This is a genomic window from Amycolatopsis sp. NPDC051106, assembly GCF_040682775.1.
Lineage (GTDB): Bacteria > Actinomycetota > Actinomycetes > Mycobacteriales > Pseudonocardiaceae > Amycolatopsis.
In genome coordinates, this window is record NZ_JBFBBQ010000039.1 from 57,894 (window position 1) to 81,192 (window position 23,299).

At 69.1% G+C, this 23,299-nt stretch carries 24 protein-coding genes and 2 pseudogenes; 10 read left to right on the top strand and 16 right to left on the bottom strand.

What is annotated here, in order from left to right; genetic code table 11:
* Window positions 1-2 precede the first annotated feature (2 nt).
* The 3 genes from AB0M83_RS26945 to AB0M83_RS26955 are packed head-to-tail and all read left to right on the top strand — an operon-like array spanning window position 3 to window position 2,592.
* Window positions 3-677: a response regulator transcription factor gene (locus AB0M83_RS26945; RefSeq protein WP_364521153.1), complete on the top strand. Its 675-nt coding sequence runs from the start codon at window positions 3-5 to the stop codon at window positions 675-677.
* Entirely contained in the window at window positions 674-2,116 is a 1,443-nt protein-coding gene (locus AB0M83_RS26950; protein ID WP_364521154.1) for a HAMP domain-containing sensor histidine kinase, read from the top strand. The genes AB0M83_RS26945 and AB0M83_RS26950 overlap by 4 nt, the downstream gene beginning before the upstream one ends.
* Window positions 2,113-2,592 (top strand): hypothetical protein, encoded by a 480-nt coding sequence (locus AB0M83_RS26955; protein WP_364521155.1) that lies wholly within the window; start codon window positions 2,113-2,115, stop codon window positions 2,590-2,592. The genes AB0M83_RS26950 and AB0M83_RS26955 overlap by 4 nt, the downstream gene beginning before the upstream one ends.
* On the opposite strand, the gene AB0M83_RS26960 is transcribed toward AB0M83_RS26955, so the two are convergent.
* The gene (locus AB0M83_RS26960; protein WP_364521156.1) at window positions 2,579-3,790 is read right to left on the bottom strand and encodes an acyltransferase; all 1,212 of its coding nucleotides are present in this window, start codon (window positions 3,788-3,790) and stop codon (window positions 2,579-2,581) included. The genes AB0M83_RS26955 and AB0M83_RS26960 overlap by 14 nt on opposite strands.
* A gap of 351 nt (window positions 3,791-4,141) precedes the next feature.
* Here AB0M83_RS26960 and AB0M83_RS26965 point away from each other — a divergent pair, with 351 nt between their 5' ends.
* Complete coding sequence (locus AB0M83_RS26965; RefSeq protein WP_364521157.1) at window positions 4,142-4,318, top strand: hypothetical protein; 177 nt, start codon at window positions 4,142-4,144, stop codon at window positions 4,316-4,318.
* A 64-nt stretch (window positions 4,319-4,382) separates the two neighbouring features.
* Here the strand turns inward: AB0M83_RS26965 and AB0M83_RS26970 are convergent, their stop codons facing one another.
* From AB0M83_RS26970 to AB0M83_RS26980, 3 genes are all read right to left on the bottom strand, one after another.
* On the bottom strand, window positions 4,383-5,267 hold the full coding sequence (locus AB0M83_RS26970) for a sugar phosphate isomerase/epimerase (protein WP_364521158.1): 885 nt from the start codon (window positions 5,265-5,267) through the stop codon (window positions 4,383-4,385).
* Window positions 5,268-5,377: 110 nt separating this feature from the next.
* Window positions 5,378-6,466 carry a serine hydrolase domain-containing protein gene (locus AB0M83_RS26975; RefSeq protein ID WP_364521159.1) on the bottom strand — a complete coding sequence of 363 codons (1,089 nt, stop codon included), beginning with the start codon at window positions 6,464-6,466 and terminating at the stop codon, window positions 5,378-5,380.
* Window positions 6,467-7,088: 622 nt separating this feature from the next.
* The gene (locus AB0M83_RS26980; protein WP_364521160.1) at window positions 7,089-7,403 is read right to left on the bottom strand and encodes a hypothetical protein; all 315 of its coding nucleotides are present in this window, start codon (window positions 7,401-7,403) and stop codon (window positions 7,089-7,091) included.
* Window positions 7,404-7,441: 38 nt separating this feature from the next.
* Between AB0M83_RS26980 and AB0M83_RS26985 the strand changes: the two genes are divergently transcribed.
* A complete protein-coding gene (locus AB0M83_RS26985; protein WP_364521161.1) occupies window positions 7,442-7,702 on the top strand; it encodes a CHC2 zinc finger domain-containing protein in 261 nt (86 codons plus the stop codon).
* A 98-nt stretch (window positions 7,703-7,800) separates the two neighbouring features.
* Window positions 7,801-7,977: a hypothetical protein gene (locus AB0M83_RS26990; RefSeq protein ID WP_364521162.1), complete on the top strand. Its 177-nt coding sequence runs from the start codon at window positions 7,801-7,803 to the stop codon at window positions 7,975-7,977.
* Here the strand turns inward: AB0M83_RS26990 and AB0M83_RS26995 are convergent.
* Window positions 7,958-8,188 carry a hypothetical protein gene (locus tag AB0M83_RS26995; protein ID WP_364521163.1) on the bottom strand — a complete coding sequence of 77 codons (231 nt, stop codon included), beginning with the start codon at window positions 8,186-8,188 and terminating at the stop codon, window positions 7,958-7,960. The genes AB0M83_RS26990 and AB0M83_RS26995 overlap by 20 nt on opposite strands.
* A 1,279-nt stretch (window positions 8,189-9,467) precedes the next feature.
* Between AB0M83_RS26995 and AB0M83_RS27000 the strand changes: the two genes are divergently transcribed.
* A complete protein-coding gene (locus AB0M83_RS27000) occupies window positions 9,468-9,596 on the top strand; it encodes a hypothetical protein (protein WP_364521164.1) in 129 nt (42 codons plus the stop codon).
* A 189-nt stretch (window positions 9,597-9,785) separates the two neighbouring features.
* Here the strand turns inward: AB0M83_RS27000 and AB0M83_RS27005 are convergent, their stop codons facing one another.
* The 5 genes and pseudogenes from AB0M83_RS27005 to AB0M83_RS27025 all read right to left on the bottom strand — a co-directional run bounded on the left by AB0M83_RS27005 (window position 9,786) and on the right by AB0M83_RS27025 (window position 13,244).
* On the bottom strand, window positions 9,786-10,586 hold the full coding sequence (locus tag AB0M83_RS27005) for an alpha/beta fold hydrolase (RefSeq protein WP_364521165.1): 801 nt from the start codon (window positions 10,584-10,586) through the stop codon (window positions 9,786-9,788).
* A gap of 51 nt (window positions 10,587-10,637) precedes the next feature.
* Window positions 10,638-11,153 carry a pyridoxamine 5'-phosphate oxidase family protein gene (locus AB0M83_RS27010; protein ID WP_364521166.1) on the bottom strand — a complete coding sequence of 172 codons (516 nt, stop codon included), beginning with the start codon at window positions 11,151-11,153 and terminating at the stop codon, window positions 10,638-10,640.
* A gap of 73 nt (window positions 11,154-11,226) precedes the next feature.
* A pseudogene (locus AB0M83_RS27015) lies at window positions 11,227-11,715 on the bottom strand (SRPBCC family protein).
* Complete coding sequence (locus AB0M83_RS27020; RefSeq protein WP_364521178.1) at window positions 11,712-12,077, bottom strand: metalloregulator ArsR/SmtB family transcription factor; 366 nt, start codon at window positions 12,075-12,077, stop codon at window positions 11,712-11,714. The pseudogene AB0M83_RS27015 and the gene AB0M83_RS27020 overlap by 4 nt, the downstream one beginning before the upstream one ends.
* A gap of 567 nt (window positions 12,078-12,644) precedes the next feature.
* The gene (locus AB0M83_RS27025; RefSeq protein ID WP_364521167.1) at window positions 12,645-13,244 is read right to left on the bottom strand and encodes a hypothetical protein; all 600 of its coding nucleotides are present in this window, start codon (window positions 13,242-13,244) and stop codon (window positions 12,645-12,647) included.
* Window positions 13,245-14,778: 1,534 nt separating this feature from the next.
* Here AB0M83_RS27025 and AB0M83_RS27030 point away from each other — a divergent pair.
* On the top strand, window positions 14,779-15,177 hold the full coding sequence (locus AB0M83_RS27030; RefSeq protein WP_364521168.1) for a hypothetical protein: 399 nt from the start codon (window positions 14,779-14,781) through the stop codon (window positions 15,175-15,177).
* A gap of 104 nt (window positions 15,178-15,281) precedes the next feature.
* Here AB0M83_RS27030 and AB0M83_RS27035 read toward each other — a convergent pair whose 3' ends face one another.
* The 4 genes from AB0M83_RS27035 to AB0M83_RS27050 form a co-directional block, all read right to left on the bottom strand.
* Window positions 15,282-15,746 carry a hypothetical protein gene (locus tag AB0M83_RS27035; protein ID WP_364521169.1) on the bottom strand — a complete coding sequence of 155 codons (465 nt, stop codon included), beginning with the start codon at window positions 15,744-15,746 and terminating at the stop codon, window positions 15,282-15,284.
* A gap of 623 nt (window positions 15,747-16,369) precedes the next feature.
* Window positions 16,370-16,978, bottom strand: coding sequence for an ATP-binding domain-containing protein (locus tag AB0M83_RS27040; protein ID WP_364521170.1), 609 nt, complete (start codon window positions 16,976-16,978; stop codon window positions 16,370-16,372).
* Window positions 16,979-17,855: 877 nt separating this feature from the next.
* On the bottom strand, window positions 17,856-18,749 hold the full coding sequence (locus AB0M83_RS27045; protein WP_364521171.1) for a hypothetical protein: 894 nt from the start codon (window positions 18,747-18,749) through the stop codon (window positions 17,856-17,858).
* 3 nt (window positions 18,750-18,752) lie between these two features.
* Entirely contained in the window at window positions 18,753-19,100 is a 348-nt protein-coding gene (locus AB0M83_RS27050; protein ID WP_364521172.1) for a hypothetical protein, read from the bottom strand.
* Between the two features lie 94 nt (window positions 19,101-19,194).
* Between AB0M83_RS27050 and AB0M83_RS27055 the strand changes: the two genes are divergently transcribed.
* Window positions 19,195-20,334 (top strand): hypothetical protein, encoded by a 1,140-nt coding sequence (locus AB0M83_RS27055; RefSeq protein ID WP_364521173.1) that lies wholly within the window; start codon window positions 19,195-19,197, stop codon window positions 20,332-20,334.
* Window positions 20,331-22,427 (top strand): CHAT domain-containing protein, encoded by a 2,097-nt coding sequence (locus AB0M83_RS27060; protein WP_364521174.1) that lies wholly within the window; start codon window positions 20,331-20,333, stop codon window positions 22,425-22,427. Before AB0M83_RS27055 ends, AB0M83_RS27060 begins: the two co-directional genes overlap by 4 nt.
* Before the next feature lie 94 nt (window positions 22,428-22,521).
* Here the strand turns inward: AB0M83_RS27060 and AB0M83_RS27065 are convergent.
* Both AB0M83_RS27065 and AB0M83_RS27070 read right to left on the bottom strand, forming a co-directional pair.
* Window positions 22,522-22,629 (bottom strand): annotated as a pseudogene (locus AB0M83_RS27065) (TetR/AcrR family transcriptional regulator); the annotation flags it as partial.
* Between the two features lie 211 nt (window positions 22,630-22,840).
* Window positions 22,841-23,257, bottom strand: a complete 417-nt coding sequence (locus AB0M83_RS27070) for an IS5 family transposase (protein WP_364521175.1) — start codon at window positions 23,255-23,257, stop codon at window positions 22,841-22,843.
* Between the last annotated feature and the right edge of the window lie 42 nt (window positions 23,258-23,299).

Consider the following 23,299-nt stretch of genomic DNA (forward strand, 5'->3'; position numbering starts at 1 on the left):
GCGTGGCGGCGATTCTGCTGATCGAAGACGACCCCCTGCTCCGGCGCGGGCTCCAGCTCGCGCTGGGCCGGCACGGTCACGCCGTCCGCACGGCGGAGACCGGCGAGGACGGCCTGCGCGAGTTCCGCTCGGCCACGCCGGACCTGGTGGTGCTCGACCTGATGCTGCCGGGTATCGACGGGTTCGAGGTCTGCCGCGGCATCCGGGCGGTCGGGTCGGTGCCGGTGATCATGCTGACCGCGCGCGGCGACGACTTCGACGTCGTCGGCGGCCTGTCGGCGGGCGCGGACGACTACGTCGTCAAGCCGGCGCAGCCCGCCGTGCTCGACGCCCGGATCCGCGCGGTGCTGCGCCGCGGCACGAGCTCCCCGGACGGTGTGCGGGTGCACCGCGACCTGCGCATCGACATCACGTCGCTGACGGTGTCGGCGCGCGGGGAGCCGGTTCCGCTGACGCCGACGGAGCTGCGGCTGCTGCTGACGTTGTCCCGGGCTCCCGGCCGGGTGTTCAGCCGGCAGCAGCTGCTGGAAGAGGTGTGGGAACACGATTACCTCGGCGACTCGCGGTTGGTCGACAACTGCGTGCAGCGGTTGCGGGCGAAGATCGAGGCCGATCCGGCGACCCCGGAGTACGTGCAGACGGTGCGGGGGTTCGGCTACCGCTTCGGACCGGTATGAGGACCTGCTTGCCAGGGTCCGGACGTCGAACACCGCGGCTTCGGCCGCGGGGACTGCGCGCCCGGCTGGTCGTCGCGTTCGTCCTGGTGACCGTGCTCGGTGCCGCGGCGGCGGCCTGGTCGAGCGCCGGATCGGCGAGCACCGCGCTGGTGACTTCGACGCAGCAGCGGATCACCGAGGGCCTCGCCGGCCGGCTCGGCGCGATCACCCCGCAGCTGACCTATCCGCCGGACCAGGACGCGCTCGATCGGCTCCGGACCGCGGCCGGTGCGAACGCCGTGGTGACCTACCGGGACCTGCGGTCTGCGGACGGCACCGGCACCGACCTGGTCCCCGACGGCCTGCGCGCCGCCGTGCGCAGCCGGAACCGGCTCGTTGCGCAGCGGATCGAGGCAGGGGGCAGGCCATGGCTGGTGGTCGGCACGCCCATCATGATCACCGCACCGGACGGGGCACGAACCCCGTCCGGCATCGAGGTGTATTCCGTGCAGGATCTCGCCGACGTCGAGCAGCAGGTCGACGGCCTCGCCAGGTCCGCGGTCGTCACCGCCGCGGTGGCGCTGCCGCTGGCGGTGCTGCTGGCCCTGCTGGCCGCGGGCAGCGTGCTCCGCCCGGTGCGCGAGCTGCGCGACACGGCGCGCCGGCTGGCCGGCGGCGACCTGGACGCGCGGTCGCCACCGCGGGGCGCCGACGAGCTGGCCGACCTGACCGGCACCGTCAACGAGATGGCCGAGTCGGTGCAGACGTCGATGGTGGCGATGGACCGGATGCAGGCGGAGGCCCGACGGTTCGCCGCTGACGTCTCGCACGAGCTGCGCACCCCGCTGAGCACGCTGACGGCGGTGGTGGAGGTCCTGGCGACCACGGCAGACGGGATGGAGGCGGACGCCAGGGAGTCCGCGCAGCTGGCGATCGTCGAGACGCACCGGCTGGTCCGGCTCGTGGAGGACCTGATGGAGGTCGCCCGCTTGGACGCCGGCACCGCGCAGCTGCGGGCGGAGGAGGTCGATGTGACCGGCGCCGTGCGGGACTCCCTGGGCGCCCGCGGCTGGCTGGACCGGGTCGACCTGGTGGCACCAGGCGGGATCCGGCTGCGGCTGGATCGGCGCCGGCTGGACGTCGTCGTGGCCAACCTCGTCGGCAACGCGCTGCGGCACGGGGAGCCACCGGTGCGGCTCGCCGTCTCGGGGTCGCGGGAGGAGGTGCGGATCGAAGTCACCGACCACGGCCCGGGACTACCCGAAAACGTGCTGCCACACGTGTTCGACCGCTTCTACAAGGCCGACGCCGCGCGCACCCGCACCCCGGGCAGCGGGCTCGGGCTGGCGATCGCGCTGGAGAACGCCCGCCTGCACGGCGGCGACCTCACCGCGGGCAACGCCGACGGCGGCGGCGCGCGGTTCGTCCTGTCCCTGCCGCGGAATCGGGAGGACCTGTGAAACGGATCTGGCCGGCGCTGGCGGTGTTCCTGCTGGCGGGCTGCGGGGTCCGGCCCTCGGACGTGGCCGACGGGGGCGAGGCTCCGACCGGCGTGGCGCCGGGGATGACGCTGTACCTCGTCGACGCGCACGAGCAGCTCCGGCCCGAGCTGCGGAAAACCGGTCACCTGGGCTCGATCTCCGACGCGCTGGCGCTGCTGCTGAGCGTGCCCGGCGGCTCGGACCCGCACACGGAGATAGCTCCGACACCGGTGACAAGGGTCTACGTGACGCCCACGACCGGCGTGCTCCAGTTGTCGGTGCCGCTGACGATCGACGACGTGACCCCGCTGGGCATCGACCAGATCGTGTGCACCGCGCTGGGTGTCCACGTGCAGGTCGGCGGGGACCGGCGCACGAAGGTGCAGGTCCGCTTCGTCCAGTCCACCCCGGAGTCGGACAAGGTGCGGACCTGTCCGCTGATCACAGCCCGGTGATGTCGATGACGGGTGGGGCCGGGGCGGGCAGCACCGCCCACAGCACGGCCGTCCCGGCCATGACCGCGGTGAACGCCAGCACCCCGCTCCGGCCCCTGGCCCACCGGGCCCGAAACCGGATCGGGTCCTCGAGCAGGTACTTCGACAGCGTGGCCACGCCGATGGCCACCGCGAGCACCGCCATCGCGCGGAGCCGGCCGTCCAGCCCGGTCCGTTCCGGGGAAAGCAGCACGAATACGGGCCAGTGCCACAGGTACAGGCTGTAGGAGATCAGCCCGAACCACCGCAGTGGCGCCCAGGCCAGGGCTTTCGCCACCCATGTCGCCGGGGCTCGCGCACAGAGCCCGATCAGCAGCGCGGCGGCCAGCGAGTGTGCGAACAGCCCGCCCGTGAACAGCCACCGCGAGTTCGTCCCGTCGGTGAACGACCACGAGATGCCGATACCGGCCGCGAGCAGCGCAGCGACGGCGCACGACCACCGGCCGGTCGCCCGGGCCACCGCGGCCTGCACCGGCCCGGTGGCGATGACCGCGCCGAGCAGCAGGGAGAACGCCCGGGTGTCGGTGCCGGTGTAGACCCGGCTCGGATCGGCCGGGTCGACGAGCGTGATCATCAGGACCAGCGAGCCGACCGAGGCCGTTGTCGCGACCACCGCGACCCAGCCCGCGACCCGTCGCGCGTACCGGGCGATGATCAGCAGCACCGGCGGCCACACGAGGTAGAACTGCTCCTCGACCGCGATGCTCCACAGGTGTTCGAAGACCCGTTGCGACCCGAAGCGGTCCCAGTAGCCCGCCGACTCGGCGAGGAGGTGCCAGTTGAGCAGGTTCAGCTGCACCCACGGGCCGTCGTCAAGGGTCGTCCGCGCCAGGTCCGGCGGGCCTGCCGCCCACACCAGCACGGTCACCCCGCCGAGCACGGTCACCAGCGCGGGCAGCAGGCGGCGCATGCGACGGCCCCAGAACGCAACCAGCGAGACGGCACCGGTTGCGTCGATCTCCCGCAGCAGCAGATCGGTGATCAGGTAGCCGGATAGGGCGAAGAACAGGTCCACCCCGAGAAAACCACCGGGCAGGAGACCGGCGTGGAACAACAGCACGCCGAGGATCGCGACCCCGCGCAACCCGTCCAAGGCGGGCAGGTGCGGCCGGCGCCCACCGGCGAACCGAGCGGCCTCGGTCGGCTGAACTTGCTTCATGGCGCCGACTGTGCCGCGCCCGTGTCGGCGTGCGGTCCCGGTGGCGTCGCAGCCCGGTCCCAGCCGGCGTCCCGCCGAACAAGGCAAGCGAGGAGGGAGCGGGTGTGGCCACGAGCGTCGATTCCGTTGCCGGCCGGTTGCCGCGCAGCCTGGCGCCCTGGTGAGTGCCACCCGGGACGAAGGCCCCGGGCTGCTGCCTTTCGTCAGGACCGCCGGGATTGCGGCTCGTCAGCAGGCCAGAGCACCTTGCCGTGCCGGACGGGGGCTTCCCGCCGGGTCGGCGTCGGCGGTGAACGAGGTGAAGGCGAACAGGACGCTCCAGCCGGCTGGTGACGGGACCAGGCTTACGCGGTGATCCGCCTCGAACTCGCCGATGGCTCGGTCCGGGAAACGCGGGTCGACGTGCCGCGCGGGAACTGTCGAGCGCCGCTCTCGGACGCGGAACCGGAGGCGAAGCTCAAGGACTGCGTCCGCTACTCGGGATTGGCTTCGCCGCTTTGGAACCGTAATGGTGCGGCGGGTCTGTGATTGCGGGCCTGGGCCGACCGGGCCCGCGTGCCGCCGCCGAGGGAGCGGCGACACGCAGCGCCCCTCACCGCCGTACCGACTCCGGCAGCACGGCGAGCGCCCAGTCGTAGGCGGTCTCGTGGCTTTCGCGGAGCGGCAGCGCCGGTACGTCGACCTCGATCATGAGATCGCCGTCGAAGCGGTCCGGCAGCGCGGCGAGACATCCGGCGAGGTCGAGCCGACCGCGCCCCGGCTCGGCCCAGAGCCGCCCTGGACGGGTCGCGCGCCGGTAGTCCGGTTCGTCGGTGGCGGCACCGGTGATACGTGCCGTGAACAGGTCCTTGATGTGCACGGCCACGATCCGGTCGGCGTAGGCCCGCAGGAACGACGGCACGTCCACGCCGGCCCAGGCCAGGTGTCCGACGTTGGGCCCGAAGGCGAGCAGATCGGGCCCGATGTCGCCCAGCACGGTGCGGACTTCGTGCTCGGTCTCCACCCAGCCGCCTACGTGCTGGTGCAGCGCCGCCGTGACACCTTCGCTGCGCATCGCCGCGCACGCCTGCCCGACTCCGTCGACCACCGCGGCAAGTCTGCCCGCGGTGCATCCCGCACCGACAGCGGGCCGGTCCGTGCGCGGCGTCCCCGGCCCGAACGTCGAAATCATGCAGTAGGCCTGCCCGAACGACGCCTGGTGCGCCGCGAACACACGTGCGGCTTCGGCCTGCTCGGCATGCCGCGCCGGATCGTCGAACGTGCCGCTGTAGAGGCTGATCGCAGGTTCCGGCCCGAACGAGGTCAGCCACGGCAGGTACTCCGCGGCGTCCATATCGTCGGGGACGTCGGCTTTCACCGCACGGAACCCGATCTCGGCCAGTTCGGTGTACGCGGCACCCAGCACGCGCTTGCTGCGGTCGGCGACCCCGTCGGTCAGCCAGTAGCCGACGGGGTTGACGGCGAGCCTGCCCCTCATGCGTGCCCCCTGCTCACCGGACGGACCGCGCCGCCCCGGGCGTTCTAGGGCTTCAAGCGTGGAGGTACCTCGGGTGGCACCGGTCCGGAGCTCCGCGAAGAGCGTCAGCATCAGCGGATCGATCCCGTGTCAGGGCCGCAGAGCGCGTGGTTGACGAGGTCGAACCCAAGGTCTGTCGCCGGCAATTCGATGCCCGGATCCGGCTTCGGCGAGTCGGTGTTGATGGACACGACGACGCTACGCGAACCGTCGGACGTCACCCCGTTGCGGGTTTTGAAGCCGTGGATGTCGCCGTCGTGCGTCCACGAACCGCCGCAGGAGTTCGGGACGTACATGATGCCCAGCCCGTACCGCACGCCCGGCAGGATCTTCCGGAACAGGTCGTTCGTGTCGACGGTGGTGCGCATTTGCGTGAGCTGGACGGGCTTGAGAATCTTGCCGCTCATCAAGGCGCGCAGGAACCGATTGGTGTCGTCGACGGTGCTGATCATTTCGCCGGCCGCGTTCGCCCACGACGGGTTCATCGCGGTCGCGTCGATTTCGTCACCGAACTTGGGATCCTCGGCCGTTGCTCCGTCGCCGGGGACCGTTGGTAGCCGATGGCGTGCCCGGGCGGGCACCGTCGTCTTCGTTCCCGGCAGGAAGGTGTCATCGAGCTTGAGCGGCTTGATGATGCGCCTGGTCACCTCGTCGCGCCAGCTGTTACCTGTGACGGTATTGATGATCAGGCCGGCAAGCAGGTAGTTGGTGTTCGAATAGCTCCAAGACGTCCCCGGTTGGAACAGCGGTGCGGACGTCATGGCCAAGGCCATGGCCTCTCGGGGGGTCATGGTCGTGGTGCGCTCCTGCTCGAATTTCGTCTTGTCGCCGAGCCACGGGATGAAGTGGGTGTAGTCGGGTAGCCCGCTCGTGTGCTGCAGAAGCTGCCGGACGGTGATCTTGGTGCCGTCGTTGCCGTTACCCGAGACCAGGCCAGGCAGCCAATGGTCCACGGTGTCGTCCAGCGAAAGCTTTTCCTCGCCGACGAGCTGGAGCAGCGTCGTCGCCACGAAGGTCTTCGTGAAGCTGCCGGTCCGGAACTTCGCCTCCCAAGGCACCGGTGTTCGGGTGGTGCGGTTCCCCACCCCGCTGCGGACCTTGCCCTCGCCGGCTTTGCTGTCAAAGCCGACCAGCACTCCGGGGACACCGAACTTCAGCACTCAATCGGCGCCGGTTCAGGTCGGCGTTTTCATGAGGCACCAACGATGCGCGGACTCGCTTCGCCCGCAGGCCAGCTGAACTGCAGATCCTCAGCGGTCCTGTCCTTCACGCCGGCACCCAGCGAGCCCGCATGACACCGTCGCCTAGCAACGACGCCCGTTTGCGTAGAACCGGGCTCGCGCGGGCCGTCGTGACCTCGATCAGCGGCGATCATCGCCGCCCCTCCGTGTTACGTCGCTCCCGGCGGCCGGTGCAGCTGCACGGTTTCGACTGGGCCGCGCGGCGTGACGCTGCTGACCGCGGCCGGCGCGGCGAGCACCGACCGATCGGTGTACTGGCCGCAGGTGCCGTTCAGCAGCAGGGACCAGCCAGGGGGCCGTGCCGAGGCCGAGCCGGGCGGCTATGTCTCGCGCGGCGCTCGTGCGCCGAGCATGCGGCGACCGCGCCCTTGCGGTTACCCCTCCAGTCAGCCAGTGAACAGCAACGCCGCCGTCACCAGTGCAGTTGCTGCCCACGACAAGGCCCGGCGGCCTGGTTCTGAGCCGGGTCACCTACCTGCGGGTCAGAACAGCCCGTCTTCGATCGGCGGCAACGGTCGCGCCCCGGTCGGACCACGGGGCGTCATGGTGCGGCGAAGCTCGATCGCCGCCGAGCGTGGCCGAGCGTGGCCGCGAGCCCCGCGGCCGCGGTGAGGTGCTCGGTGCGGCGGCGCTGCTGCTCGGGGATGTCCACCGGCTGCGCGCGCCCCCGTACCCGCGACCGGCCATCCCCGATGGGAGGCCAGGTGTGCCACTGCCGGTCGGAGACGGCCTGGCGGCTGACGCCCAGCGCGGCGGCGACGTCGCCGTGGAACGCGCCGGCCTCGCCCGCGGCCGCGACGGCGAAGGCCTTCGCCGCGGCGAGCGCGTCCTCGAGGTCGGCGACCGCGGCCAGCATCGCCAGCGCCGCGGCCAGCCGCCTGGGCGGGCCGCTGGGTGCCCACGATCCCGTTCACGCGGGTGCCCGCCACCACCATCGTCGACTCGGCTTTCGGCGAACCCGGCGACATCGTCGCGGTGGTCAGCCGGCATGTGACGCTCGCGCCGCACACCGGTCACCAGCTGCGTGGTGACTGCCCGTTCTGCGGATCTCCGGTGCCGGCGTTCATCGTCCGGCCGGCACCCGCGACCTTCCGCTGCCTGTGCTGCGGGAAGGGTGGCAACGCCGCCCGGTTCGCCGCGGCGATCGACCGCTGACATCTGGCCCGCGGACGTCAACACAACCGGGTGAACTCCGGCGGCGGTGCCGGCAGTCAAGCCGATTCTGTCGGTGGTGGCTGCTGGATTCCGCGGCCATGGAGATCGACGACCTCGTCAACGCGACGACGACGCTGAACAACACCACCGGTGACACCGCGGCGACGGTGATGGAGAACGCGATGCACGAGGCCCGGGTCCGCGGGCTGCAGGCGCTGCCCGCGAGCATCGACGGCGAGATCGCCGACTCCATGATCAGCAGACCGGAGTTTTGACGATCTCGGCGAGCGCTGGGGTAGTCGATCCGGATGCGGTCCGCGTGACCGACCATCCTTCCGGCCACACGTGGCCCTTCGCCGTCGTGGCGCGGGCGCCCTTCAGGTCGAAGCCGTGGGCAGCACGTACGCGAGCGAAAGACGCCTTGTGCAGAAACGTGGCTCCGTCGAACCTCGCTCGGAAGGCGAAAGTAGCGCCTTCAAAAGTCACCTCGTCCTTGAACGTCGTCTGTGAGAGCCGGGTGGGTCCGCTGAAGGTAGCGTCGACAAAATGCTGCGGTCCGACGAAGGTCGCATGGGCAAATCTCGTTGAGGGGTGAAGTCGCGTCCGTGGAGGTTGAGGTTGAGCAGAGTGGCACCCATGAGCGAGACATCGAGGTCGTCACCCCAGTACTCGGGAGCGGCCGCAGTGCCGGGTTCCGGGCCGCTGTGAACGTGAACGCGGAGCAGGGCTTGAACCGCGTACCGGACTTCCACTTCTTCCAGCCGCTCACGTCGCAGGTGTGCGTTCGATTCGACAACGCTCTGGTTCTCGGAGCGGATCTGCAGTTCATCCGGGTCCTGATAAGGCATACGCAGGTAGGCACATAGGAGGCTGACTACCGGCCGCCGCTGGGCCGGCTGATCCTGTGCGAGACGTTCGAGTGCGTACAGCCCAGCCATTCGCACTGCCGCCCGTTCGGCGCCGAGCATTTCGGCGGCCTTGGCGTACAGCTCGGTAACCCGGCGTTGCTCACCGTCGTGACGGTTGTCGGAGGCGACCTGTTCGGCGGATCGCTGGCGGCGCCACGCCAGATACAGGCCGACCGTCGCGCCGCCTGCCGCGCCCACGCTCAACGCGATCTTCACCGCGTCGAAGCGGGCAGTGACCAGGTCGCTTCCGCTCAAACCCCGAGTAGCACCCCACCCCAGCACCAGAACGAGTACCGCGGTGACGACAAAAATCAACGCGGTGAGCCGCCACCAGGTGCGAGGTGACAGCGTTTCACGTGTGCGGGGCGAGAGTGCCTGTTCATCGTCCACGCTGCTTATATCGCGGCGTCCGCATGACTCGTTTCCGATGTTCCACTGCGGAGCGGTTCCCACCCAGCCCGAGGTCATCTCGGGTGCGGTGATCATGCCGCATCCGATACGTGGGACACCCACGTCGTCTCACGTCTCTTAACACCACCGCGAGCCAGCGTCACGCGGCCACAGTCGCTCCCGCCCCGCGCTGTCACGACGATCGAGAAGTCGTCACGACACAGTGCGACAACCCGACTGCACACCGCGCTTGCCGAAGCACAGCAGGTCACCCGCCTGCCGCGAGCCGCACCAGCCCGACGCAGCTGAGCTCGACCACGCAAGGACCGACCGGACCGGCGCCTGCACCGGGCTGGGACCGACGTGCGGCCAGCTCGAGATCAAGCGCGTGGTGCCGTGTTGTCCGGGCCCGCATGGGTCGGTATTTCGTGTAGGAACTCTCTTGCGAACCCCAGGTGCTGGCGCACTTGTCTCCGGCGCTGATGGAGCACGTCAACCCGTATGGGACCTACACCTTCCCCATCGACGAAGTCCGCGACCTGGTGGGCTACCGGCCGCTGCGGCAGGCTGAGCTGACCGGTCAGGCCACCGCGTGACCGGTCAGCTCAGCGCGGCGGACGCGGTCTATTGCCTTGAAGGTAGATCGTGACAGTGCACCGGAGACGGGATTCAATGCCCGTCCGGGTTGTCCTCCTCCGGCGTGGTGGGTGTCGTGCCGCCGAACACCGCGTGGTCGTGAAACGCGCACAGCAGCCGGACTTTGTGGCGGCGGCCGGGCAGTTTCTCTAGGCGTTGAAGAAGCGGGTGATGACCGGGACGACGGCCTCCGGGTCGGCAACGTGTCCCTGGTTCGGGATGATCGCTCGCTCGGCCCCCGGGATGGCGGCCGTGACCGCGTCCGCGGCCGCGTCGAAGAATCCGGCGCCCAGCCCGGCCATCGTCTCGTCGGTGGTGCCGCCGGTGGCCATCAGCACCGGCTGCTTGATGGTGGCCAGCCGCTCGGTCGGCGGGGTGCCGTCGCCGAGACATACTGCGTCGTAGGCCAGGGTGTGCGCGACGGCGATCGAACCGGCCCACATCGGCGAGTGGTGCGCCTGTGCGATGGCCTCCTCAGGAGCGCCGGCCAACCGCATGAACAACCGCATGGCGTCGTCCCGGCGGTCGTCGGCCAGCAGCGACTGCACCTTCTCGGTGTACTCGAGGTGCCGCTGCCTGGCGCCCTCGGACACGTCGTAGGGCACCTCGTAGGCGGCGACCTTGGCGATCGGCAGGCCCGCGGCGGCGGCCTCCAGGGCCAGCGCCGCGCCCGAGGACACGCCGTAGAGGTACGCCGTGCCGCCGGCTTCGTCGATCAGGGCCGCGATGTCCTCGAACTCGCGTTGCAGGGCGTAGGGCGTGGTGTCTGTGCTGTCGCCGCGGCCCCGACGGTCGTAGTTGTACACAGTGAAATGCTTGGCCAGCACCGGAGCCAGTGGGGCGTTCTCCGACCGGTCGACGATGCCGCCGCCCACCAGGATCACCGCCGGACCATCCCCGAACCGGTCATACGCGATCGACGTGCCGTCTTTCGACGTTACCCGACGCATCCCATCCTCCTCATCGTATGGCAGACCCGCCACGGGCCTGTTCGCCCTGGTTCAGAACCGCCAGCGCATCGCGCTGTACGGTTCCTCGACACCCAGACCGAAAACGGTGTTGACGGTCATCCGATACAGGTTCCACGGCTGCGGCCCGGCGCTCGGCGCGCTGAACGGTGCGTAGAACTGGCCGTCCTGCACGCGCGCCGGCCAGCCGTTGGCCCGGTAGACCTCCAGCAGTCGGTCCATCGTGGGCTCCTCGGTGATCCGGCTGGTCACGCCCTGGAAGACCAGGTCGAATCCACCGCCGGAGAAACTGAGTACGCTGCGCGGGTTCGCGGCCAGGTTCCGGCTTTTTCGGGTACGGGCGCCGGAATTGAAGTAGAAGGCGCCCTCGAACCAGATGGCGCTCAGCGGCATGGTGTGGGGCGTACCGTCCGGGCACGTGGTGGACAGCCAGGCGCGACGCACCCGCCCTTCATCCTGGTCCAGGCAAGCCTGCACCTGCGACCACGGGCGGTCCGGGGCGTCGTAGCCGTCGATGGACTCCGCCTCGATGGGGACGATCGCCGTCATGTCATGACCTCCTCGTTCACGATTCGTCTGTCAATGTCTTGCCGGATTCCCTGCCCGCACGGCTGGTGTTGTCTCAGGCGCGGTTCACCAGGAGCTCGTCGAGCTTGTCGTAGCCCTCGCTGACCCCGACGTCCATGCCGCTGGACAGCATGCCGTCACGGGTCTGGAGATCCCGGACCACGCTCAGCACCCTCAGCCGTGTACGCCCGCCCTCGATCTCCTCGAAGGTCAGCGTCTCCAGTGCGACTGCGTCAGGCTCGCCTTCGTAGGTGAAAGTCCACACGATCCGCTCGTGTTGCCGCACCTCGTGGAAGCTGCCGTAAGAAAGAGGCGATCTGCTCACCGTCCCGCTCGTTGGCGAAGGCCCACGCGCCGCCTGTGCGCGCATCCCACCGGGTGATCCTCGTGGTGACCGAGCGCGGCCCGACCCATCGCGCGTAGAGCTCAGGGTCAACGTGCGCGCGGAACACCTGCTCAGCAGGTGCGTCAAACTCCCGGATGATCTCGATCGTCGGGACTTCTCGTCCGCCACGATCTCGGTCTCGTGCTTGGTCATGGTCATGATGCGTCCTTACGGGTTGGTGTGTGGTCTGCGTTGTCAGCCATGTGGCCCAGCAGGGCGTCGAGGCGTCGATAGCGCTCCTCGGCCTGCTGGCGATAGCGCTCGATCCATTTCGTCATCAGGTCGAACACCTCCGCGTCTAGGTGGACCGGCCGGCGCTGGGCATCCTTGCTGCGGGTCACCAGTCCGGCCTCCTCGAGCACCTTCAGGTGTTTGGAGACCGCCTGGAGGCTCATGTCGTACGGCTCGGCCAGCTCGCCCACCGTCGCGTCCGCGCCGGCTAGCCGGGCCACCAGGTCACGCCGGGTCGGGTCGGCCAGTGCCGCGAACGCTCGATTCAGCCGCTCCGTGCTCTCATCCACCATCCGTCCGTCCTCAACTAATCGGTTGAATAAGACCGTAGACGGCCACCCCTCGTGTTGTCAACCTGACGGTTGAGAAACCGGCGACACTATCGGGGGTGTCTCAGAAACGCTCGATTCTGCAGACCGTGTCCACAATGGACTTAACCGGCGGCCGGGGCGGCCGGATTCTTCTCAGAACTTGTTCTCGCACAAACAGAGTGTCGGAGGGGTTCTGAGAATTGCCTTGTGCGAAATCCGGAGGTGAACAGCGAACCAGAACCCGCCGAGACCGCCGACGCCGAGGAAGTCGAACGGCATCCGTGCCCCCGGTGCGGGGTACAGCCCGGCTCGCCGTGCCGGGCCCGATCCGGCGCCGTGGCCGGGATCTACCACACCGGCCGGTTCAAGAAGGTGGCTCGGCTGGCCAAGCTGCTGCGCGTACCGACCCCGGCCAACCGCGGACCGACCGCCGGGATCGAGCTGAACGGTTTTACCGTCGATGTGGACCTCCATAGTGCTGAAGAAGTTGATGTCCTCCGAGTGTGGCCTGGGGAATGCAGTCAAGCGGTCAACAGCAGACTCTGGCTACAACAGGCCTTCGTGTCCGGTAGCGGCGACGTGGTCCAGCAGGTCCTGCGGGGTGCGGCGATCGGCAGCCAGCTCGGTGAAGGTGAACTGCCGTACGACCGAGATCCGGTACGGGTCCGGCATTGCCAGCTCGGCCAGCAGACCACGGCGGTCCTCGTACGGTCGGCGCAGCAGCGACGTGGAGCCGAGCTGCAGCAGGTCGAAGGCGAGGAACCGAACGGGAACATCCTTGAAAGGCTGGTCGCGGCGAGGGGAGCTGCGGTGGGTTTGGTAGCGGCCGCGGCGTTCCTGCAGTAGCCCGAAGTCGATCTGGCCGGCGTCGTTGTAGACGACGATCTCACCGTCGAGCACCGCTGCCCGGCCGTCGAGGGCGGGGGCGAGGACGCCGGCGAGGTCGGCGAACTCGTGGGTGAAGTCGATGCCGTTGCGGTTGGTGAGCACGGTGGTGCCGTCGGGGGCGATCTGCATGCGGGCCCGGTAGCCGTCCAGCTTGTACTCATACGCGCACTCGGCACCGGCTCGGAGCCGGTCGCCGTCGGGCTTGGCCAGCATCGGCGTGATCCACTCGGGCACGCGAGAGGCGGCACGCACAGCCATGGCCGGCCTCCCGAGGTCGAGGGATCATCGCCTGGCTCGACGGTAACCCGACTAGCCCAATTTTGCCGTGTTTGGGCTGGTCAACACCCTGATCGGTGACAGCGGGTGCGAGGTTCAGTGCTCTGCGCTGCGGTGGGTGTCAGCCCTAGCACCGCGAGCGAGCCCACACCGCACGCGGCGCGCATGGTGCTCGGATGTCCGGCAAACCAGACAGAAGTGCGTCTTCGACGATCGACAAGTCCGCGGAAGGAGTAGTAGCACGGCGACTCAGGAAAGGCTGGGTGGGCATTTCGCCCATCGGTTGTGGGACGCACTCGGATCACGCGGCTGCAGCACGGCCGTAGCCGCTGGAATGCGCCTCGCTGCCTCGGGAGCGGTGGATGGTGACGGCGTCGGCGTGGCCGGGTTCGTCAAGTACGGCGATGGCGTAGTCGATCTTCGTCGTCGTCGGTGTGGACGGTGAGGGTCTGGTCAGTGGCTGAGGTCGCGGTTACCGCGCCCGAGGTGTCGCTGAAGACCCGGCGGGCGTCCGGTCCGTCAAGCCGCCAGCGACGCGACGCTGCTCTTCGACCGACTTGGTCTGCGGACGTGGAACACACGACTGGACGTGTCCGATTACTCCGATATGTGGCATCTTGAGATGTCGGTGAGTCCGTCGAGGTCCCCCACCCCCTCGGTACTGGACTCATCCCACGCGGGCGGTGCGCTTTGTCGCTGGGGGCAGGCGCATCGCCCGCCCGGTCATAGCCACGTTGCGACCCGCGGCCGCTACGACGAGGGAATGACCGGCTGGAGCCGGGGGCGCTCTGCGGGAAGGTCGCCACTTTCAGCCCAGTTGCCGCGTTATGACTTCATCCTTCCAGGTGAACCTGCCCACAGGACCGACACGACGTGGATAACACGTGTGGATAACCCGTGTTCTGGACACAGTCATTCCCCAGTGCGGCGCCCGACTTAGGTCAACGAATCGAATCGACGCGGATCCGACGGGGTGGCATCGGTGGAGCAAACTCGACCGATGCCACACCCTCGTCGGTGATCCAGCTCCTCAAGGATGCTGGCTGCGACCACCACGAAGTTCGCAGGCTCTCAGTCGTCACGTCCGGGATGGGCGCACCCTTGAAGATCCGGTTGCAAAGCAACGCCCGGTACCTATCTCGTCGACTCGACATGGCTGTCGGTAGTCGCTCTCGCGCGTGCAAGAACGCCTGTGGTAGCGACCACGCCGACGGCGCGCACGCCGTCTTGGGCACACTGCTGCGTACCTTCACCACGTCGTCGAACACCCGGCGCCGGGCACTGGCCGCGCAGGCGTTCCCGCGGACCCCCGGCCCGCGCCACCGCTACGCCGAGGGCGAGGTGTCGGCAACCAAGCTCGTCGCCGACACCGAGACCGCGGTGCTGGTCGCCCTGGCCCGCAACGACCACCTGCGCCGCCTGCCGGAGACCGAAGACGGCATGGCCGTCCCGCCGTGCACTGCTGAGCAACCCCACGCCACGGGTGCGCGCCGCGGCCCGCCGCGCCGGAGTGCACGTGCTCGACAGTCACGTCGCGGCCGCGCTCTCCGCGGCCGCCGGCCACCCAGCCCTGCCCGACACCGGGAGGGGCGGAGCCGAACTGGCCGACCCGCTTGAGGATCCCGCGCCGATCGTGCGCGTGACCGCGGTCGTGAACGGCATCTCCCCGCAGGACGGCGCCCGGTGGGCGCGGGTGCTGGCCGATCCCAGCCCGCAGGTGCGCAAGGCCGCCGCCACCCACGGGCACGGCACGCCCTCGTTCGTCTGGGAAGGATTGGCCGCCGACGCGGACCCCGGCGTGCGCGCGGCAGTCACCGGCTCCCGGTGCGCACCGGCAGACACTAGCAACTACGGAACATGTGCTCGAGTATGGCGGGTAGCGGAAACGCCTGAGGACCGGCGCTCCGCACTGTGACTGACCACGGTATCTGTCACTTGACCGCATTATCTGTTACCGCAGGGCGCTGACCAATACCAACCGGATGCAACGGTCGGCTTCAGTCCGCACGCGGCCCGGTGTCAGCGAGCCAAGTCCTTCTGTGCCGCAGCAAGGAACGCGACGACACTGTTAGTGAACCCTTGGATGTCGGCTGTGCCCGCTTTGCCCGCCTTGACCGACGTGCACGCCTTCTGCGCGGACTGGATCGCGAAGTTGGCGTGAGCGCTCGCTTCGCCGGACCCGAGGAGCATAACCGTCGCATACGGCTCGTCAAGGTTATCCACTCGTGCGCACAGTGTGCCCGGCGCTGTGGTTCCGGCGGTTTCGAATCGGTTGAAGGCGAGGTTCATTTGCACATAGGCTGCCTCGCGTTCCTGCCGCAGCGCGAGGTCCCGTTGCGAGTCGGCTTGGTAAATGGCCCCACCGAACCCGGCGACGGCGCCGATCGCCGCGCCGAGCAAGGCAGCACCGGCAGCCAGAAGGCCTACCCGGAACTGCCCAGCTTGCTCAGGGGAACGCGTCCGACCCTGTTCCGTCGATGTCATGAACGCCTCCCCGCATGAAGTCCGGTCGGACCAACCTACTCGGCTGGCCACTCGGACGACGCCCCGTACTGACAGCACCTCGACGATCGCCGATCGCACTGGGCCGTCGACCGCTTGCTGTGCCAGTACCAGTCCCACCGGAACGCCTTGCCGGGTCCGTACGCGTGTCGCGCATGCCGGCACCTGGTGACAACTATCGTGGTCAACTGGTGACAAGTAGCGCGATCCAAAGTGACCAACTTGCTGGATGATTCACCCCGCAAGTGACAGATAGCTTGGCCAGTCACACGCACACAGTCCTTCGCCAGTGCGGCGCCCGATTCAGATCTACGGATCGAATCGATGCGGACCGATGGTCGTGGCATCGGTCGGACGAAATTCGACCGATGCCAAACCCTCGCGTTGGTGATCCAGTTCCTCAGAGGCGCCCGCTGCGGCGATCCACGACGTTTCCAGGCTCTTGGGTCGTCGAGCAGGGGTCGATGTGCATCCTGAAGATCCGGTTGCATGGCAACGGCCGACGCGTAGCTCATCCGTGCGACGTGAACGCCGGCAACTGCCCGCGCGTCCTTGAAGATGCCTGCGGCGCCGATCGTGTCGATCAGGAGTGCGGTCGCGTGCGCTCAGCTGGGTTGGAGGCGGTGGGTGAGGGCGGTGTGGCGGCGTCCGGCGCCGGGGGTGCGGACGGCGGCGGCGAGGGCTTTGCCGGAGCCGACGAGGATTAGCAGTGTCTTGGCGCGGGTGATGCCGGTGTAGAGCAGGTTGCGTTGCAGCATCATCCACGACGACATCGTCAGCGGCAGAACCACGGCGGGGTATTCGCTGCCTTGGGAGCGGTGGATTGTGACGGCGTAGGCGTGGCCGAGCTCGTCGAGTTCGGCGAAGTCGTAGTTGATCTCTTCGTCTTCGTCGGTGCGGACGGTGAGGGTCTGGTCGGCGGCTGAGATGGCGGTGACGACGCCGAGGGTGCCGTTGAAGACCCCGGCGGTGCCTTTGTCGTAGTTGTTGCGCAGCTGGGTGACCTTGTCCCCGACCCGGAATACACGCCCGCCGTAGCGGCGCTCGCCGATGTCGTCGCGGTGCGGGGTGAGGGCTTCCTGCAGCATCGTGTTGAGGTTGCCGGCGCCGGCCGGTCCGCGGTGCATCGGTGCGAGGACCTGCACGTCGCGGCGGGGGTTGAGTCCGAACTTGCGCGGGATGCGGCGGGCGACGATGTCGACGACGAGTTTCACGGTCTCCTCGCTCGCGTTGAGGTCGGTGTCCTCGGGTGGTTCGCAGGTAAACCAGTAGATGTCACCGAAGCCGTCGAACTCGTCACAGGACTGGATGCGATGTCGTCAACGTGGCTCCATCGCAGTGCTGCGTGCCATGTCGCGACGAGGGTCTCGTCGTCGGCATAGCTGGGGTCTGCGCCGAGCGGGACCCACGACTGGCCGATCAGCTTGCCGTTCTCGACGCGCAGCACCGTGACCCCGGAGTACCGCAGCACCTCGTCCCCAATGCGGATCGTGCGACTGTCAGCGCGCAGTCGCACCTGCCGGTCGGTTTTCATCCTCACGCGCCCCCGCAATACTCCACCTGGCTGTCGTTTCCCGGCCATGTTCTGTAACACGACAGCATGGCTGGGCTGCGACCAGAAGATGTGGACAGACATGTGTCGGTTTGTCGACCTGGACTGTTACGTGTCGTCGTGGGACAGCCGGCACTCCGCCTAGAGCGTTCGCGCATTCGCCCAACCCACCGACACGGAGCCGATCGCCGACTGGCCACCGGACGCCTCCACGTCCGCAGAAAACCGCTGGCCGGTCCCGTTCCCAGCCTTTGCGCAGCCCCGTCGGAGCACCACGCAAACCATCATCTTCCGAACAGCCTGATCTGACCGGCACCCTAGTCATGGCCGCGTACGACCTATCGGGCTGCTCGTGGGTGCGAGGCATCTGGCGGTGCACGGTGCACCGGAAGCGGGTGCTGCAGCCCCGGGTCTGGTGGTGGATCCAAGTCGGCAGCCGGCGTCGACGTGTTACTCCAGAGCCTTCGCGGGGCCAGTGCCCCGGCGGAATCACGACGACACCACCCCGCTCGCGCGCTGCGCATTCCGTAGGCGCCGCGTCAGCGGCCTTTCCGGGTGATTCCCGTGATCTGCCGGCCTTCGGCTGGAGTCAGCGGCCCGCACGTGTCCGGACCGGCCACGCCGAGCGTTACTGCCAGGTCCCGGCCACGCAGATCCAACGTCGCCTCGGTCAGCGCGGTCAAGTCGGCCATCGCTGTCCGGCCGCGGGCCCAGCCCACCATGCCGACCAACACGCCCACGATGGCCGCGGGCCACCACCAGACGGCCAGGCCCAGGTACGGCACCGCCCAGGTGCCGGCGGTGACCGCACCGGTGAACGCCGTGTCCGCCGCGCCGATCGCCGCGCGGTCCGAGTCCGGCAGCAGCAGCCACAGCCGTGCCCAGGCGAACCGGAGGTCGAGGCCGTACCTGTCGTCGGCGATGCGCTCCACCGCGTGCGCCCGGTCGCCCATCCAGGTCGGCCTGCCCGGTTCGGCAAGTGCGAACCGGTTGGCGCGCGCGGCCAGCCTGTCGATGTCCTGCTGGTGTGCGGCCGTGCGTTCTTCCTTGGACTGCTCGGCTTCCGCGGCGCGGCGCCGGGCCACAAGGCGATGCCAGCGGGCTCGCCGGCGCCGGGTGAACGGCCGGCGCAGCGGTTCAGGCCACTGGCCGAGCCACAACCGCCGAGTCACGGAGGAGAGGAGCTGGATGGCCAGCCCGACGCCGGCGAACGCGAGCAGCGCGCCGATCACCAGAACCAGCTGCGTTGCGGGCGGGATCCGGCCCAACGCAGCGACGCCGGCCGAAAACGCGGCCGACCAGTCGAGGGCGCGCGTGTGTCCCAGGGTGAGTCCCACCCAGCAGGCCATCGCGAACAGCGCGCCCGGCAGCACCAGCAGCGTGACCCACCGCTCGGCCAGCTTCTTGGCCAGTTCGTCGAAGAAGGTCCGCATGGCTCAGCGTCGTACCATCGGCCGGCCGTCCAACCGGCAGGAGGGCACGCGGCCGGCGGGCAGGACCTGCTCGACGCGGCCGCAGACGCCGTCGGGACAACCGAACGACTCTTCGTCGGCCCGCCCCGGACCGGTTCCGGGCAGCGCGGTCCCGAGGGCGCGGGAGACCTCTCCGGCCGGAGCGCCGAGCAGCGCGGCCAGCAGCGGCAGGATCGGCTCACGGGCCTTGGCGCGCTCTTCGATGTCCGCCAGGAGCGTCAACTTCGCCGGAGAATGGCGTGCGCATTCAGCCCGCAGCATCGGCAGTTCGGCACAGAACGAGGTGAGCGCCATCCGTTCCGCCACGTCCATCGATTCCACCTCCGGCCTCAGCATTCGCCGGTGAACCGGCCGCCGATTGGTTACAGTGACGTAGTGTAGCTGCTTGGTGTCGAGGGGGATCGTCATGAGGCTGTTCGGAAGTCGGGTTCTGCGCGACGCAGAGGAACAAGCGATTCGCCTGGAACTGGAATTGAACCGCGATCCGGACGCGGAACGGTCCGCAGCGTTCCGTACCGCCACTGAGCACTCCGTGACCACCACACTTGTCGCCCTGGAAGAGATGCGGGCCGATATCGCGGCCAAGCGCCGTCTCGACAGCTCAGCCAAGTCGAAGCTGAACCACAACCAGCACGTCGCGGCGAAGCTGCACTACCTGCGAGCCATGCTTTGCCCGACGGGAACCACGGACGACGAAGCAGACCTCGCCTCGGCGGTCATCCTTCTGGCCCCCCTCCCACTCCACTGGCGTGCGGGGCTGCCCGACGGCTTGACCGCGCTCGTCGGCGCCGAGACCGACGTGCGGGCGCAGCTAGAGTTGTCCGCGCGCCTGCTCAACGCCATCCAGTTCGACGACCGGTTTCTGCTTGTCGACGCCCTCGTGACGGTGCAGGAAAGCGTGCTGGCCTCGCTCCCGGCGGCCGCCCCGGAACGCCCCGCCGTCCTGAGCAACCTGGGGCTGGCGCTGGTGAACCGCTTCCGTCGTGGCGGTCTGCCCGCCGACCTCGACCGGGCAATGCCGCTGCACCGGGAAGCGCTCGCCCTGATGCCGGCGGACGGGCCGGACCGGGCCGCGGTCCACGGCAACATCGCGAACGTCCTGCGGGAGCAGTTCCACCTGCACAAGCGCATCGCCGACCTGGACGAGGCGATCGCCGAGATGCGCATCGCGGCTTCGGCGGACCGCGCAGACGTCCCGATCATGCTGTCGAACCTCTGTGACGCGTTGCGGGCCCGCTTCGAACACACCGGCAAGACCGAGGACCTCAGCCAGGCGGTCTCGATCGGCCGGCAGGCGGTCGCGACCACTCCTCCCGGCCACCGCAATCGCTCTGCCGCCACCTACCACCTGGCGCTGGCGCTGCTCCACCACTCCTCGCACGGCGGATCGGTGGCGGCGATCAACCAGGCCTTGGCGCTGGCGGAAGAATCCGTCGAATGCGGCGGGCCGCTCCACCCGAACCACACCAGCCACCAGGTGTTGCTGGACTCTCTTCGCGAGCTGGCCGTCGAGTTCACGGACAAGCTGCGCGGTACCCGGCGATGATCGATCCTGACGACGCGCGGTGCGAGGCGCTGCAGAACCGCTTCGTCGAGTCCGGCGATCCCGCCGACCTGACGGCAGCCATCGAGATCGGCGAACGCCTGGTGGCCGGCGAACCCGGTTCGTGGGCGGCCCAGCTCCTGCTGGCCCGGTCGTTGCGGATGCGCTGCGAGCTGACCGGTGATCAGGCGGACCTCGACCGGGCCATCGTCCTTTCGCGGCGAGCGACCGATCCGGCCGCCAATGTCCGTGAGCGCGCGGAAGCCTTCTACGAACTCGGGGTGGAACTGCGGATGCGGGCGACCCTGGTCGGCGACCACGCCGCTCTCGACGCCGCCATCACCGTGCTGGAAGCGCCGATGGTCGCGTGCCAGGACGATCCGCAAGCGCGTTCACGGTTCGCGGCAGATCTGGCGTGGGTCCACCGGCTGCGATACCACGTCTCGGGCGACCCAGCCGACCTCGATCAGGCGATCGAGCTGAACGCCGAGGCGGTCGGTCTCCTGCCCGGCGACGACCCGGCCCTGCCCCAGCGGCTGCTCGAGCTGGCCGGCCGGTACACCGACCGTTACCAGAGCGACACCGGAACGCCGGCCGACGTGCGATTGGCCGAAGACCTCGCGCAGCGCTCGTTCGAGCTGACGGCACCGGAATCGCCGGCTGTGGCCAGTCGGCTGGACACGCTGACCGGCATACTCCTGGTCAGGGCATGGCATGCCGGCCGTCAGGTCGATTCCACGACCGTCGAAGAGCTGGTCCACCGGCTGGCCGCGGCAGCCCCCAGAGCCACGCCCCAGGACAGGGTGACGGCGCGGTTCCGGCTGGGTCTGCTCGCAGCGGCGGCCGAACGCCACGACCTCGCCGCACAGCAGCTGACCCTGGCTGTCCACGACTTGCCCGCACTTACCTCGCCCGAGCGGCGTCAGCCCGAGCAGGAGATCCGGCTCGTGCCCTTCCGCGGCCTGGTTTCGGAGGCCATGACCGCTCAGTGCGCCGTCGGGGACACCGTCGCGGCGCTCGCCGTGGCCGAGCGCGGCCGCGGTGTCACCACGGGGCACCCCGACTTCCCGTCTACCCCGGCCGAACACCTTCCCGGCGCGATCGTCATCGGCGCCGGGCACTCGCGCGCGGACGCGCTGGTGCTCGTGCCCGGCAGCCTGGCGCCGGTGCACGTGCCCCTGCCGGGTCTGAAGGCCGGCGACGTGAACACCCGCGCGACGGCACTCCTCGACGTTCTCGACCAGCCCGCCGGCCTCACCACGACCCTGGCGAGGGCTCGTGTCGTCGGTGAGCTGCTCACCTGGCTGTGGGACACGACGGTCGGCCCGGTTCTCGAAGTCGCGACCGCGCACGGGCTCACGCGTGTCTGGTGGCTGGGGCTGGGAGAAATCGGCCAATTCCCGTTGCACGCCGCCGGATACCCGGGTGAACACGGCGCGCTCGACGCAGTGGTCAGCTCCACAGTGCCGAACCTGCGCACGCTCGACCGGCTCCGCCGGCGAGAACCCGCCACGAACCGGCGCGCGCTGGTACTGGCCATGCGCGAAACGCCGGGCCAGCCGAGCCTGCCCGGCACTGCGGAAGAGCTGACCGCGATCCCCGACGCTCGCGTGCTGACCGACATCGACGCGACCACCGACAATCTGCGCACGGCGCTGCCGGACTGCACGTGGGCGCACTTCGCCTGTCACGCGACGACGGGCCAACTCCGGGCCGACTTGCCGTCCACCTCCGCCCTCCACCTGCACGACGGACTGATCTCGATCGCCGACCTGGCCGGCCTGCCCCCGGCGGACGCGGAGCTCGCCTACCTGTCGGCCTGTGCCACGGGGCACAGCGGCAGCGCCCTGGCCGACGAGTCCACCAATCTGGCCACTGCCTTCCACCGCCTGGGTTTCCGCCACGTGATCGCCAGTCTCTGGCCGCTTGACGACACCACCGCTGCGACCGCCGCCCGGACGTTCTACCGCCGGATGCCCCCTACAGCAGACGCCGGCCACGCGCCCCACGCGCTGCGTGAAGTCACCCGGGAACTTCGCGCGAACTTTCCCGATCGACCGGACCTGTGGGCTCCGCTGATCCACAGTGGACCATAGCCCGCCGCCCGGCATCGACCTAGACATCATCCACCAGCCGACCGACTCACGTGGTCCGGCTTGGCTGCGATGGTCGGCGGGCGAATCGCGCAAGCTATCCGTTCGAGTGCGGTCGGCGCAGTCCGTCCAGCACGAGGGTAATAACGTCGTCGGCCTCGGCGCGCCAATCGGGGCGGTCGTGGGCCGCGCCGATGCCGTGCAAGAGCCATCGCCTGGCGGGTCGAGGGATGCGAATAGGCCTTGTCCGCGAATCACCGTCTCCGGCCGACAGCGGGGCCGGCCAGATCCGATCCGGGCAACGCTGATGCCATTCAAGCAGCGCCAACAGCTGCGGATTGTTTCCCGCTTGGCTGGGGGGAGCACAATACGCATCGGCAGGCCTCGCCCTTCGACAGCGAGAGAGATCTTCGTGCTCAGCCCGCCGCGGGACCGCCCGAGTCCTTCCCCGTCGAGGGGGGAGGACTTCGATCTCGTCGCTGCATCCCCCTTTTCAAGGCACCCGCAGCATGCTGGTGCGCCCGGACCACGCTCGAGTCCACCGAGACGATCCACTCCAGATCGCCGACGGCGTCGTCTTTGACGATCACCCGCTCAAGGATCCGACCCCAGGTGCCGTCCTTGGTCCACAACCGCAGCCGCTCATGGGCAGTCCTCCACGAGCCGTAGCGCTCGGGCAGGTCACGCCACGGCGCACCGGTGCGCAGCTTGCACAAGGTCGCGTTGATGACTTGGCGATGATCTCGCCACCGCCGATCAGCGCCCTGCACCGGCGGCAGCAACGGCTCGATCACCGCCCACGCCTCATCCGTCAACTCACCGCGACCAACCACCGGACACGACTACCAGAGCCGCAGCTCAACCACTTACAGGAC

Coding starts and splice junctions, on each gene's coding strand:
- AB0M83_RS26950 (WP_364521154.1), top strand. CDS start 674: ATGAGGACCTGCTTGCCAGGGTCCGGACGTCGAACACCGCGGCTTCGG.
- AB0M83_RS26960 (WP_364521156.1), bottom strand. CDS start 3,790: ATGAAGCAAGTTCAGCCGACCGAGGCCGCTCGGTTCGCCGGTGGGCGC.
- AB0M83_RS26970 (WP_364521158.1), bottom strand. CDS start 5,267: ATGAGGGGCAGGCTCGCCGTCAACCCCGTCGGCTACTGGCTGACCGAC.
- AB0M83_RS26980 (WP_364521160.1), bottom strand. CDS start 7,403: ATGCTGGCCGCGGTCGCCGACCTCGAGGACGCGCTCGCCGCGGCGAAG.
- AB0M83_RS26990 (WP_364521162.1), top strand. CDS start 7,801: ATGGAGATCGACGACCTCGTCAACGCGACGACGACGCTGAACAACACC.
- AB0M83_RS27005 (WP_364521165.1), bottom strand. CDS start 10,586: ATGCGTCGGGTAACGTCGAAAGACGGCACGTCGATCGCGTATGACCGG.
- AB0M83_RS27010 (WP_364521166.1), bottom strand. CDS start 11,153: ATGACGGCGATCGTCCCCATCGAGGCGGAGTCCATCGACGGCTACGAC.
- AB0M83_RS27025 (WP_364521167.1), bottom strand. CDS start 13,244: ATGGCTGTGCGTGCCGCCTCTCGCGTGCCCGAGTGGATCACGCCGATG.
- AB0M83_RS27035 (WP_364521169.1), bottom strand. CDS start 15,746: ATGACATCGACGGAACAGGGTCGGACGCGTTCCCCTGAGCAAGCTGGG.
- AB0M83_RS27045 (WP_364521171.1), bottom strand. CDS start 18,749: ATGCGGACCTTCTTCGACGAACTGGCCAAGAAGCTGGCCGAGCGGTGG.
- AB0M83_RS27050 (WP_364521172.1), bottom strand. CDS start 19,100: ATGGACGTGGCGGAACGGATGGCGCTCACCTCGTTCTGTGCCGAACTG.
- AB0M83_RS27055 (WP_364521173.1), top strand. CDS start 19,195: ATGAGGCTGTTCGGAAGTCGGGTTCTGCGCGACGCAGAGGAACAAGCG.
- AB0M83_RS27060 (WP_364521174.1), top strand. CDS start 20,331: ATGATCGATCCTGACGACGCGCGGTGCGAGGCGCTGCAGAACCGCTTC.